Origin of the sequence: Gloeobacter kilaueensis JS1, from assembly GCF_000484535.1 — a bacterium.
Classification (GTDB): Bacteria; Cyanobacteriota; Cyanobacteriia; order Gloeobacterales; family Gloeobacteraceae; genus Gloeobacter; species Gloeobacter kilaueensis.
On record NC_022600.1, the window covers coordinates 4,455,615 to 4,468,384 of the forward strand.

The 12,770-nt window shown below is 62.9% G+C and carries 10 protein-coding genes; all 10 read right to left on the reverse strand.

Annotated elements, in window-relative coordinates; genetic code table 11:
• Positions 1–59: 59 nt before the first annotated feature.
• The 10 genes from GKIL_RS20690 to GKIL_RS20735 are packed head-to-tail and all read right to left on the reverse strand — an operon-like array spanning position 60 to position 12,704.
• Positions 60–827: a glucose 1-dehydrogenase gene (locus GKIL_RS20690; protein WP_023175839.1), complete on the reverse strand. Its 768-nt coding sequence runs from the start codon at positions 825–827 to the stop codon at positions 60–62.
• Positions 824–1,534, reverse strand: a complete 711-nt coding sequence (gene rpiA, locus GKIL_RS20695; RefSeq protein WP_023175841.1) for a ribose-5-phosphate isomerase RpiA — start codon at positions 1,532–1,534, stop codon at positions 824–826. The genes GKIL_RS20690 and rpiA overlap by 4 nt, the downstream gene beginning before the upstream one ends.
• Positions 1,535–1,538: 4 nt before the next feature.
• Positions 1,539–2,225 carry a ribulose-phosphate 3-epimerase gene (rpe, locus tag GKIL_RS20700; RefSeq protein WP_023175842.1) on the reverse strand — a complete coding sequence of 229 codons (687 nt, stop codon included), beginning with the start codon at positions 2,223–2,225 and terminating at the stop codon, positions 1,539–1,541.
• Positions 2,226–2,238: 13 nt separating this feature from the next.
• Positions 2,239–2,985: a 6-phosphogluconolactonase gene (pgl, locus tag GKIL_RS20705; protein WP_023175844.1), complete on the reverse strand. Its 747-nt coding sequence runs from the start codon at positions 2,983–2,985 to the stop codon at positions 2,239–2,241.
• 11 nt (positions 2,986–2,996) lie between these two features.
• A complete protein-coding gene (locus tag GKIL_RS20710) occupies positions 2,997–3,926 on the reverse strand; it encodes a class I fructose-bisphosphate aldolase (protein ID WP_023175845.1) in 930 nt (309 codons plus the stop codon).
• Entirely contained in the window at positions 3,926–4,777 is an 852-nt protein-coding gene (locus tag GKIL_RS20715) for a Cof-type HAD-IIB family hydrolase (RefSeq protein ID WP_023175846.1), read from the reverse strand. The genes GKIL_RS20710 and GKIL_RS20715 overlap by 1 nt, the downstream gene beginning before the upstream one ends.
• 20 nt (positions 4,778–4,797) lie before the next feature.
• The gene (gene zwf / locus GKIL_RS20720) at positions 4,798–6,300 is read right to left on the reverse strand and encodes a glucose-6-phosphate dehydrogenase (RefSeq protein WP_245595877.1); all 1,503 of its coding nucleotides are present in this window, start codon (positions 6,298–6,300) and stop codon (positions 4,798–4,800) included.
• A gap of 38 nt (positions 6,301–6,338) precedes the next feature.
• Entirely contained in the window at positions 6,339–7,361 is a 1,023-nt protein-coding gene (gene gnd, locus GKIL_RS20725; RefSeq protein ID WP_023175849.1) for a phosphogluconate dehydrogenase (NAD(+)-dependent, decarboxylating), read from the reverse strand.
• 54 nt (positions 7,362–7,415) lie between these two features.
• Positions 7,416–10,295, reverse strand: coding sequence for a bifunctional transaldolase/phosoglucose isomerase (locus GKIL_RS20730; RefSeq protein WP_023175850.1), 2,880 nt, complete (start codon positions 10,293–10,295; stop codon positions 7,416–7,418).
• Positions 10,296–10,316: 21 nt separating this feature from the next.
• Positions 10,317–12,704 (reverse strand): glycoside hydrolase family 15 protein, encoded by a 2,388-nt coding sequence (locus GKIL_RS20735; protein WP_023175851.1) that lies wholly within the window; start codon positions 12,702–12,704, stop codon positions 10,317–10,319.
• Positions 12,705–12,770: the final 66 nt, after the last annotated feature.

The following is a 12,770-nucleotide window of genomic DNA, read 5'->3' on the forward strand; positions in this document are numbered from 1 at the left end:
GCAGTTATCGTATCATTGATTCCGGCTTTTGGGCGCGAGTCGGTATCGATTTTTTGGAACTACTGTTCTTGATAATTCCAGAGCAGGCCACCATCGACGAAGAGGGTGGTGCCGGTGATGTAGTCGGCGTCGGTAGAGGCGAGAAAGAGCACGGCTCCGGCCACGTCTCTCGGCTGGCCCAGCCGCTTGAGGGGAATGTTGGCGAGCAGGGCGTTCAGTTTTTCGGGATCGTTGAGGAGCTTGGTGTTGATCGGCGTCTCGATCGCACCGGGGGCAACGTTGTTGATCGTGATGTTAAAAGGTGCCAGCTCGATCGCCAGGTTGCGGGTCATCATCTTCAAACCGCCCTTGCTTGCACAGTAGGAGGTGAAGTGGGGAAAGGGCAGCTCCTCGTGGACGGAGCTGATGTTGACGATCTTGCCGGGCCGCTTCGCTTCGATCAGGTGCTGAACGAACGTCTGGGTAGCAAAGAAAACGCCCTTGAGGTTGGTATCCAGAACCGTATCGTAGTCCTCCTCGCTCACCGTCCAAAAATCGGCGTTCTTTTCGACACCGGCGTTATTGACGAGAATATCCACGGTGCCGAAGTGGGCAACGGACTCCTTTACCAGACGGCGAATGTCCTCTACAGAGGCGAGATCGGCCTGGACGACCAGCCCTCTGCTACCGGCAGCTTCGACCTGGGAGAGGGTCTGCTTGGCCCCGTCCGGGTTGCTGCGGTAGTTGATGACAACCGCTGCGCCTGCCTGGGCAAGGCGGATAGCGATGGCCTGGCCGATGCCCTGACTGCCGCCGGTGACGAGAGCAACTTTGCCTTCGAGCTTCATGGATGTTCTCCTCCTGCCTGTAAAGTCTGGATGCCTTCTGGGCGAGCAACGATGACCTGAGAGGCCATGCCGATAAAAAGACCGCTCTCGACGACGCCGATCGTGGTGGCCAGGGCGATTTCCAGCCCAGCCGGATCGGCGATGGGGCCGGTGGCACAGTCGAGAATGTAGTGGCCACCGTCGCTCAGGTACGCCTGGCCGTCGGTGCCCAATCGCAAGGTGGGCCGGAGGCCCATGTTCTGCAGGCGGGTCTGAGTTGTCCGCCAGCCAAAGGGCACAACTTCTACCGGCAACGGGGAGCGGCTACCGAGGCGATCCACCAGTTTGCCCGCGTCCACGACGATGACGAGCCTGGTGCTGGCGGCGGCGACGATCTTTTCGCGCAGCAGGGCACCGCCCAATCCCTTGACGAGAGCCAGGCTCTCGACTTCTACCTCGTCCGCGCCGTCGATGGTCAGGTCGAGGCGGGGCTGCTCCTCCAGTGTGGCGAGGGGAATGCCCAGGCTGCGGGCCTGCTGAGCGGTGCGCTCGGAGGTGGGCACACCGACAATTTTCAAACCGGCCTGCACCCGCTCGCCGAGGGCGGCGACGGCGAAGGCGGCGGTGCTGCCGGTGCCGAGGCCCAGTACCATGCCGTCCTGGGCAAGGGCGACAGCCTGCCGGGCGGCGGCTTCTTTGAGCTGGTCAATCTGGGTCTGGGTGCTCATAGATTTAGCGGGTAGGGGCGGTGGCAGGTCGTCTGCTGTTGCGAATCCCGGCGATGGCAGCGGCGTAGTCGCCGGAGCCGAAGATGGCCGAACCGGCGACGATCGCATTGGCTCCGGCTTCGATGGCTTCCCAGGCGTTGTCGGGTTTTTCGCCGCCGTCCACTTCGATCCACGGATCGAGGCCGCGCTCGTCACAGATTTGCCTGAGAGTGCGGATCTTGGGGAGCATCGGGCGGATGAATTTTTGACCGCCGAAGCCGGGGTTGACGGTCATCACCAGGATCACATCGCACAGGTGCAGCACGTAGTCGAGAAAGTCGAGGGGAGTGGCCGGATCGACTACCGCCCCCGCCTTTTTGCCCAGTTCGCGAATCTGGGTGAGGGTGCGGTGCAGATGACCGGTTGCCTCTACCTGCACCAGGATGTGATCGGCTCCGGCGCGGGCAAAATCGGCGACGTAGCGCTCCGGTTCGACGATCATCAGGTGGACGTTGAAGGGTCTGGCGCTCAGGGGCCGGATCGCCTGGATGACCACAGGACCAATCGTGATATTCGGTACGAAGCGGCCATCCATCACATCGACGTGGATCCAGTCGGCTCCGGCGGCATCTATAGCCTGCACTTCTTCGCCCAGGCGGGCAAAGTCGGCAGAGAGAATCGACGGGGCGACGACGATCGGTTTAGAGCCCATCGCAAAAATCTCCCTACAGCAATTTTGCCGCCGCTTCGTCCACCATCCAGAGCAGCGTGCCGTCGGTGGGCCGCACGATCTGGCTGGGAAACTGTTCGGGCTGAAACTCCCCTTCGAGGACGCTCTTGAGGGTCTGAGCCTTCTCCTCGCCGGTGACAAAAAAGAGGATATGGCGGGCGTTGTTGATCACAGGCGGGGTAAAGGTGATCCGGAAAGTATTGAACTTGGCCACCCAGGGAGCGGCCACCAGCCGCTCGCGCTCGTGGACGAGGGGTGTGCCCGGAAAGAGCGAAGCGGTGTGGCCGTCCGGTCCCATGCCGAGCATGATCAGATCGAAGCGGGGCAGTTCTGGACCCGTCAGCTTAAAAAATTGCCGCAACTGCGCCTCGTACTCGCTCGCGGCCTGGGCAGCATCCGGCTCCTCGGCATAGACGCGGTGGATGTTGCTGTCGGGCAGCGATAGAGGGGAGAGCAGCCGCTCGTTCGCCATCCGATAGTTGCTATCGGGATCATCGGGAGGGACGTGCCGCTCGTCGCCCCAAAAAAAGTGGATTCTTTCCCAGTTCACCTGATCGCGATAAACGTCACTTGCCAGCAGAGCGTAGAGGGCTTTGGGGGTCGAGCCACCGGAGAGGGCGACGCTGAAGCTGCCCCGCGCCTCGATTGCCTCGCGGGCCTGCAGGACAAATTCGTGGGCAGCCCCCTTGGCGAGGGCCGCCGGGTCGGCAAAGGTCTTGATCTCAGAAGCAGGGACGGGCATGAACGAGACTCCTAAGGGTTGGTCTGAGCGGCGTAGATGTCGATGATCTGGCCCAACAGTTGCAGGGCGTGCTCTTTTTTGCGCTGGAAGGAGTTGCGACCGATGATCGAGCCAAAACCGCCGCCCGCCTCGATGGCGCGGATCTCATCCAGGATCTCTTCGTCGGTATCCGCCGGTCCCCCTGAGAAGATCACGATCCGACGCCCGTTAAAGACCGACTGGACGACGTGGGCCACCCGCTCGCTCAAGGTTTCGATCGGCACCTGGGCCGATTCGTAGACCTTGCGCGCCGCCTCCTGCTCGATGTGGCCGGAGGGCAGTTTGACTTTGATGATGTGGGCACCGAGTTGGGCGGCGATGTGTCCGGCGTAGGCGGTGACATCGATCGCCGTCTCCCCTTCTTTGGTGAGGCCCGATCCGCGCGGGTAGGACCAGATGATCACCGCCAGACCGTTGCGCTTGGCCTCTTCGGCCAGATCGCGGATCTGACTGTACATGTGTAGCCGGTTCGAGGAGCCGGGGTAGATCGTAAAGCCGATCGCTGCACAGCCTAAGCGCAGGGCATCGGCCACCGAACCGGTGAGCGCCTGATCGGGGTCTTTTTCTTCGAGGAGAACGTCGTGGTCGTTGAGCTTGAGGATGAGCGGAATGTCTCCGGCAAATTCCCGCGCCCCGGCTTCTAAAAAGCCCAGGGGGGCGGCGTAGGCGTTGCAGCCCGCCTCGATCGCCAGCTCGAAGTGATAGCGCGGGTCGTAGGCCGGGGGGTTGGGGGCGAAGGAGCGGGCCGGGCCGTGCTCGAAGCCCTGATCGACCGGCAGAATCACGAGTTTGCCGGTGCCGCCCAGTTTGCCGTGGTTCAGGAGCCGCGAAAGATTGGTGAGGGTACCGGGATTGTCGCTGCCGTACCAGCTCAAGATTTCCTGTACGCGCTTGGTTGCCATTATTTTTCTCCAGTAGAAGAAACTGCCTGGGGGGCGAGCACGTAGCGCTCGACGGCCCTGGCAAAGCCCTCGTTCTCGTTGGTGTCGGTGACGTAGCGGGCGGTGCGCTGCACCTCGGGGCTGGCGTTGCCCATGGCGATACTCAGGCCGCTTTTGGCAAACATCAGTACATCGTTGGGCATGTCGCCGATCGTGGCGATGGCGCTGGTGGGAATCGCCAGACGGGCTGAAAGCCACTCGACGACTGCCCCTTTGTTGGCCAGCGGGTGGGTGATATCGAGGTAGTAAGGCTGGGAGCGGGCCGCCGAAACGTCGCCCGGACCGAAGGTGTAGCGGGCGTCGTTCTCCGTGCGGGCGACGAGATCAAAGTCGTCGCTCACGCCGACGACCTTGGCCACCGTCTCGAGCAGATTGTCAAAATTTTCGACGACGGTCGGCTCGAACTTGACCGTCCAGGCTTCGCGCTCGACGTGGGGCGCTTTCGGATCGCGCACGTACCACTGGTTGCCGCTGTAGACCCAGACATCGAGGTTGTGCTCGGCGATGAGCTGGACGGAACGGCGGGCGATGTCGGGGGGCAACACCCGCTGCTCGATAATGCTCAGATCCCCCGGCTGCACGAACAGTCCGCCGTTAAATCCGGCCACCGGGGTGATGAGGGCCAGAGGCTCGATGAGCATTTTCATCCCCAATGGCGGGCGGCCACTGGTAATCGCAAAGGCGATCCCCGCCTCGTGCAACTTGTGGACGGCGGCGCGGGCGCGCTCGGTGAGCACTTTGTCTTTGGTGACGAGGGTGCCATCTACGTCGGCTAAAAGCAGGGCGATCGAGGACGCCTGAGGTGGATTCATAAAGCGGTTTTCTCCAAAATTCAGTCGTACAGGTGCCAGTAGCGCAGGTCGCGCTCGATGAGGGCGTTGGCCGGTCGCGGTCCCCAGCTACCGGCGGCGTAGTTGGGAAAGTCGGCGGGCGGATGGGAGGCCCAGGTCTTGAGGATCGGATCGACTACCTTCCAGCCCGCTTCGGCGTTGTCGGCGCGCTGAAAGAGAATCGCATCGCCGATCATGCAGTCGTAGATGAGGGTTTCGTAGCCGGTGCCGGGGGCAGCGCCAAAAAAGTCCTTGTAGCTAAAGTCCATCTGCACGCCGTTCATGCGCACGGCTGGACCCGGCACCTTGGCGCTAAATTGCAGCGAGATCTGTTCTTCCGGCTGGATCTTGACCACCAGGAAGTTGGGGGTCAGGCACTCGACCGGCGTGTCGCGAAACAGAGCGAACGGTGCCTGCTTGAACTGGATAGCGACCTCGGTGGCCCGCTTCGGCAGCGTCTTGCCGGTGCGCAGATAAAAGGGCACCCCCGCCCAGCGCCAGTTGTCGATGGCGAGTTTCATCGCCACGAAGGTTTCGGTGTTGGAGTCCGGGGCCACCTTGGGCGAGGCGCGGTAGGCTGCTACCGGCTTACCGGCTACTGTCCCCTCGCCGTACTGGCCGCGCACCACCTGATGCAAGACATCCTGCTCGCTCAAGGGTTCGACCGCCTCCAGCACTTTCGCCTTCTCGGTGCGCACGGGGTCGGCGTTAAAGGCGGTGGGCGGCTCCATCGCCGTCAGGGCCAACAGTTGAAACAGGTGATTGGGCACCATGTCCCTGAGCGCTCCGGTGTGGTCGTAGAAGCCGCCGCGCTGCTCGACGCCTACGGTCTCCGCCACCGTGATCTGCACGTGATCGATGTAGTTGCGGTTCCAGATCGGCTCGAACAACCCGTTGGCAAAGCGAAAGACGAGGATATTCTGGACCGTCTCTTTGCCCAGGTAGTGATCGATCCGGTAGGTCTGGCTCTCGGAGAGCACGCTCAAGATCTCGCGGTTGAGGGTGCGGGCCGATTCGAGGTCGTGGCCAAAGGGCTTTTCGACGATCACCCGCCGCCAGTGGCCCGCCTCTTCGCGCACCAGACCCGCCTCCCCCAAAAGCGAGACGATCTTGGCGAAGTAGTCCTCGGCGGTGGCCAGATAAAAGAGCACATTGCCGCCGGTGCCGTGCTTGTCCTCGATGTCGGCGAGCTTTTGTTGGAGCTGGCTATAAGTCGCCGGGTCGTCGAAGTTGCCCGACAGGTAGTAAAGCCGCCCCTCCAGCCAGTGCCACAGCTCCTCGTCCACACCGGCGGTGGCGAACTGGTGGATGTTCTCGTTCATCTCCGAGCGAAAGGCGTCGTCGCTTTTTTCGGAGCGGGCGACGCCGACAATCGCAAAGTCTTCGGGTAAAAGCTTGTTGCGCGCCAGATTGTAGAGCGAAGGAAACAACAGCCGCTTGGTCAGATCGCCGGAGGCACCGAAGATGACCACCGCACAGGGACCGGCGGGGCTGGGCGGGCTCATGTCTATGTTGCAGAACACCATCGCGTTATCCTCCCTCGTTATGTGCCCGGCTGCTCAAGGTGGCCGCCGAACTGGTAGCGCATCGCCGAGAGCAGTTTGTCAGCAAAGGTCGATTCGCCCCGCGAGGCAAAGCGGGCAAATAGCGCCGCCGTCAAGACCGGAGCCGGAACGGATTCATCGATCGCGGCAATCGCCGTCCAGCGCCCCTCCCCCGAGTCGGAGACCCGGCCCCCAAAATTTTCGAGGGTGGGACTGCCCAGAAGCGAGATCGCTGTGAGATCTAGTAGCCACGAGGAGACGACGCTGCCCCTGCGCCACAATTCGGCCACATCCGCCAGGTTGAGGTCGTACTGGTAGTACTCCGGATGGATAAGGGGCGAGGTTTCTGCGTCCACCTGCTGCTGGTTTTTGCCGACGTTGGCGTGGTGGAGGATATTGAAGCCTTCGGCGTAGGCGGCCATGATCCCGTACTCGATGCCGTTGTGGACCATCTTCACAAAGTGGCCCGCGCCGTGGGGGCCGCAGTGCAGGTAACCCAGCTCCGCCGTGCCGCCCACTTTTTCGCGCCCAGGGGTGCGGGGTGCTGCCTCCAGGCCGGGGGCGAGGGCCGAAAAGATGGGCTCCAGGCGCTTGACGGTCTCCTCTTCGCCGCCAATCATCTGGCAGTAGCCGCGCTCTAAGCCCCAGACACCGCCGCTGGTGCCGCAATCGACGTAGTGGATGCCCTTGGCCTTGAGTTCTTTCGCCCGGCGGATGTCGTCGTGGTAATAAGAATTGCCGCCGTCGATCACCACGTCGTCCGCTTCTAACAGCGGTAGCAATGTCTGGAGAGTGTCGTCCACCGAGGCGGCGGGCACCATCAGCCACAGGTGGCGCGGTTTTTCGAGCTTGGCTACCAGATCGGCGAGGGAGGCAGCCCCCGCCTTGATGATCCCGTCTTTGACCATCGCTTCGAGCTTTTCAGTGCGCCGGACGTAGCCGACGATCTCGTGTCCGGCACGCATCAGGCGCTGGGCCATATTGGCACCCATGCGACCGAGGCCGATGATTCCCAGTTGCATTGTTGACTCCCTTTTTTGATAGTGCGATCAAAGAAGCTGAACTGGATGGGGGCTTCAGCCCAGAGCCTGCTCGATCGCCGTCTGCAGCGCCGCGAGGCCCAGGGTGACATCCGCTCCGAGATGGACGCGCAGCGCCCGGCGCTGGCGCTGGGCCAGAACCTCAAAGTCACCCCGCGCCTGGGCCGCTTTTACCACTCCAAAGGTATACTTCTGGCCGGGTACGTCCAGATCTTCGGCGACGTCGGCAGTGATCTGCAAGAACACACCCGTGTTCGGCCCGCCCTTGTACGCCTGGCCGGTGGAGTGCAAAAAGCGCGGACCAAAGCCCAGGCAGGTCGCGCTGTGTTTGGCGTCGCGCAACAGCTGGCGGATATTCTGAAGCAAAGTCGTGTGCTCGCCGTTGCGCTCGATGTAGGCGAGCAGCGCCAGGTAATCGCCGGGTCCAACCGTATCTAACAGCGCCCGCAGGTAGGCGGCCAGCGAAGGCGATGGGCCCACCGCCCCTTTGAGTATCCCGGCGTTGCGCTCGTCGGTGTAGAGCTTGATCCCTGCTTCCTCGAAGATGGGCGTCTCAGGCGGCAATTGGCCCGTCTTTTCGTACTCGCCGGTGAGCTTGCGGGTGGCGACTTTGCTCGCCTCGACGTCCGGCTGGTTGAAGGCGTTGATGCCGATGATCGAACCGGCAACCGCCGTCGCAATTTCCCAGCGGAAAAATTCCTGGCCGAGCTGGTACGGTTCGCTCACACCGATGCGCACCACCGGCTGGCCTGCCCCCTCTAAAGCCGCCACCGCCGCATCCTGCACCGCATCGGGGGCCGTCTCCAGGCGAATGTAGGCAAAGAGCCGGTCCGCGCCGTAGACCTCCGGGGTGCCGAGCGGTTCGGCGGCCACGGGGATGAGCCCCTTGCCCTCCTTGCCCGTCGATTCGGCCAATAGTTGCTCAAGCCAGGCTCCCAGATCGGCGATCCCCGGTGAGGCGACGATCGTCACCTTGTCGCGGCCTGTTTTGGCGAGCACGCCCAGGATTGCACCCAGCACGACGCCGGGATTGTCCTCCGCCGGAACGCTCGCCGCGCAGGCGTGGACCATCCGCTCGGTGACATCGAGGAAGTGGGGTACATCGATGCCCTGGATGGCACCAGGGACCATGCCAAAGTCCGACAGCACCGAGTAGCGCCCGCCGATACTGGGCAGGCCAAAGTAGGTGTGACGGAAGTGATCGCCTTCGGCCACCTGCTGCATCTTTGAGCCGGGATCGGTGACGGCGATGAAGCGCTCACCCGCTTTTTGATCCCCGATCGTTTGCCGAACGCGCTCGAAGAAGTACTGCTTGAAGATGTTCGGCTCCAGGGTGCCGCCGGATTTGCTGGAGACGATAAAAAGCGTGTTGGCGAGGTCGATGCGGTTCTCGAAGGAGCGGATCTGCTCCGGGTCGGTCGAATCGAGCACCAGCAGTTCCGGGTAGCCCGGCTGGGGGCCGAAGGTAAGCTTGAGCACCTCCGGGCCGAGGCTGGAGCCGCCCATGCCCAACAGCAGCGCCTGGCTGAAACCGGCCTGCTTGACCTCACTTGCGAGATCTTTTAGATGCCCGAGGTGGGCGAGCTGGTCGTCGGTGATCCCGAGCCAGCCCAGCCAGTTATTTTCGTCCGCTCCCGTCCAGAGGCTGGCATCCCGCGCCCAGAGGCGGCGCACCTTGCCCCCGACCTGCCAGCTTTCCAGTTCGGCCTTGACCGCCGATTCCAGTTCGGCCCCGAGCTTGTAGCTCTGGGTGTTGAGGGGCGCGGCGAGGGTTCCCTGCCGCCGCTTCTCGACGGTGCTCAACAGTTTGTCGAAGGCGTCGGCAAAGAGGCGCACGCCGTCGCTCACCAGCTGGTCTGTGACCGCAGCAAGAGAAATTTCGGCCCGCTCTTCGAGGTCTTTGAGCGTCGTGTACGCTTCTTCGAGGTGATCGTCGAGGCTCGCCCTCGGGCGTCCGTGGTCGCGGAAGGCGTCGAAGGTGGCGGGCGGAATCGTATCGACGGTGTTCGGTCCGATCAACTCTTCGACGTAGAGGACGTCGCGGTAGTTGGGATTCTTGGTGCTGGTGCTCGCCCACAAGAGTCGCTGCGGCTGGGCACCGGTCGTGTCGGCCAGGCGATGCCAGCGATCGGAGCGGTAGATTTCTTTGTAGTGCTGGTAGGCAAGCCGGGCATTGGCGATCGCCACCTTGCCCAACAGGCCATTCAGCACCGCCCGCTCGCCGCCGCTGGTCGCGGATTTGATCTTCTCCTGCAGGAGGGCATCGACCGCCGTATCGATGCGGCTCACAAAAAAGCTCGCCACACTCGCCACCCGCGAGAGTTCTCCTCCAGAGGCGGCGAACGCCTCTAAGCCTTCGAGGTAGGCTTCTACCACCTGGGCGTAGGCTTGCTGGGCAAAAAGCAGCGTGACGTTGACGTTGATCCCTTCGCTAATCAGTTGCCGGATCGCCGGGATGCCTGCCGGGGTGGCGGGCACCTTGATCATCAGGTTCTCGCGGTTCACCGCCCCCCAGAGCCGCCGCGCCTCGGCGATCGTGGCCTCGGTGTCGTTGGCCAGATAGGGGGAAACTTCGAGGCTGATATAGCCGTCGTGCCGCTCGGTCTGCTCGTAGACGGGCCTGAGGATGTCGGCGGTCTTCTGGATATCTTCGATCGCCAGCCGCTCAAAAAGCGCCATCGCCTCCAGATCCTGCTCCTGTTCGAGGGCCGCGAGCGCTTCGTCGTAATCGTTCGATCCGGCAATCGCCTTTTCAAAAATAGACGGGTTGGAGGTGACGCCCCTGAGACCGTCCTCGTCGATCAGCCGCTGCAGCTCGCCGCTCGTGATCAAATTGCGCCGAATGTAGTCGAGCCAGACCGATTGACCGTAATCTTGCAATTTTTTTAGGGGATTTACCGTCTGTACAGCATTCATCGTGCGCCTCCTGAAAAAGTACTAAATTACTTGCACCGCGTAGTCGCGGCCCTCCCACTGATTGCTCGCGATCCAGAAGAAAGTAAATCGCAGCGTTTCTCCACCCTGGCTTGTCGGCAGATCGGCGAAGGCAATGCCCAGGGCCGTACTCACAGAAGGGGTGTCCTGGACGCTCTGCCACTCGTCGGCGGACCAGTGTACCCGGAAGGCTCTGCCATCCTGCAGGATGCGCAGGGTGTCGCCCGCCTTGATCGCAGCAATCTGCCAGGCGGGCTTCCAGATCTCCAGGCGGTGGCAGGAGGCGCGCTCGCCCTGGTAGCGGTCGCGCACCTCCGGGATCAGATCGAACACCTCGCCGTCGTGGGTCGAGCGCAACAGCTTGATGTACTCGGCGTGCGCCCAGGCGAGGGGCATCGCCGAGCCGGTCGGTTTGCCCAGGTGCAGGTGCGCCTGGGGCAGATCCGGCGCGTCCCAGACCTGCTCGGGCAGGGGACCAGCTGGCGAAGCGAACGCCTCCAGCGCCTGGAGATAGCTCTGCACATCGCCGCCCGCCGCCAGTTCGTAGTGGCCCCGCTCGCCGGTCAAAAGCGGCCAGGCCCGGCCCGTGCCCCAGCCTGTAAACGGTCCACCGTCGTCTCGCTGACCGTAGCCGTCGTGGTTGTAGCGCCGCCAGACCGGTCCCATCGGCGTCTCGACTTTAAGTACGGCGTCTACGACCTTGATCGAATCGACGATGAGCGGGTCGTCGGCCCGGCGGATGCCGTAGCGCACCAGCTCCAGAAAGCCCGCATCGACGATCGTGCTGGCCGGATACGCTGCCTCATCGCCGGGCTTTTGATTGGCAAGCCCGAGCCGCTTGCCCTCCAGATCGACGCTCAGCGGTGCGCCGCCTACCGGCTGGATGCGGATGTAGTGGCGGCGGATACCCGGCACCAGCGTGCCCGCGTTCGTCGCCGTCCAGGCTTCGAGGTGGCTCTCCAGGTAGTCGGCGTATTCTTCTAAAAAGCGCGCACTCGCCTCGTCCTGCCGCTCGCGGGCAAAACTCGCCGCACAGATGAGCGAAGCGATGTTGGTGGCGAGGGTAGAAGGTGACAGACCCCCCGCCTCCTCCCAGCGCTCCTGCCCGGTGGCCGGTCCCTTGCGAATCAGGCAGCCCGCCGCCTCCAGCACCATCGCGCACGGGTCGAAGCCCTGCAGGGCGTCGGCGCGCCTGAGCCGCCAGGCAAGCAGGATCGGAAAAGACACCTCGTCCAGTTGCAGCCCCTGCCAGTAGGTCTGGCCGCCGATCCAGAAATTTTGTGAAAAGCCGCCGTCCTCGCGCTGGACCGCCGCCAGATAGATCAGTGCCCGCAGGGGCGTGTCGCGGTTACCGGCAGCGAGCAGAGCGGTGGCGGAGTTGACCATGTCCCTCGGCCAGACGAGGTGATAGCCGCCGGTGTCATCTTCGCCCTTGGCCTCGCCCCAGGGGATGGCGAGGGAGGCGATGAGCGCGCCGGAGTTGGACTTGTCCTCGTGGGCGAGCAGAATGCCGTAGCTGTTGCGGTAGAGCTTCCCGCCGTCCTTGGCCGACCCATCTAAGGGCAGAATGTGTCGGTAGGGCCGCTCCCACTGTTCAATGAAGCGCTGCAACTGCTCAGCGAAGGGCAGGCTCAAAGATTGCAGCAGTACGGTGGCGGCGTTGTTGAGGCTGTGGCCAAAGGCAAGGCCCAGGGTAAACTCCCGCCTCTCGCTTAAATCAAGCTCACCTGTGAGGGCAACGTTGCCGTCGATGGCCTGATCGAACTGCCAGTTCATCTCAAAGTTGGCCGCAAGGTCCGTCCAGCCGTCGCTGGTGCCGACGTAGCCGCAGGAGAGGCGGCAAAAGGGCACCGTCGCTCCCATCGCAAGCCAGGTGTTGCCCTTCTGGCAGACGAGCAGATCCTGGCCTGCGACGCTCACGACGTAGGCGTTGTTGCCCCAGCCGCTCACCTTCAGGTGGGGCGAGCAGAGGGCGTACAGGCGCAGCTGTGAGACAAAATCCTCCTCGCCCAACAGCTGCACGTGCTGCAGGATGCAGGGCAGGTGCGGATCGGCGATGATTTCTTTGACGATCCGGTAGCGGTCCTCGCTGTCGCGGTTGGTGGTCCGATAGCCAAGGCCCTGACCCAGACATTCGATCGTCGGCTGCAGGTGGCGCTTCTCCTCGTGCAAAAAGCTTTTGCCGTCGCTGATGAGAAATTGCAGATCGCGGATCTGGGGCGTATCGACGGTTGGAAAGTACGTCTCGGTGAGAATGCCCCGCCAGAGCGTAAACCAGATGCGACTGGGACTGGAGTAGGCGGTTCCCACCGCGTCCTTGCTGCCGGCAGTCCACCGAGGCTCGATCCCTGGCGGCCCGAAAGCCCTTTGCTCGCCGCGAAATTTGACCATGCATTCTCCCAAAATGGCGGTTTTTTCGAGGCGGCAGACAGCGTGCCTGAGTCAATTCTCCCCATT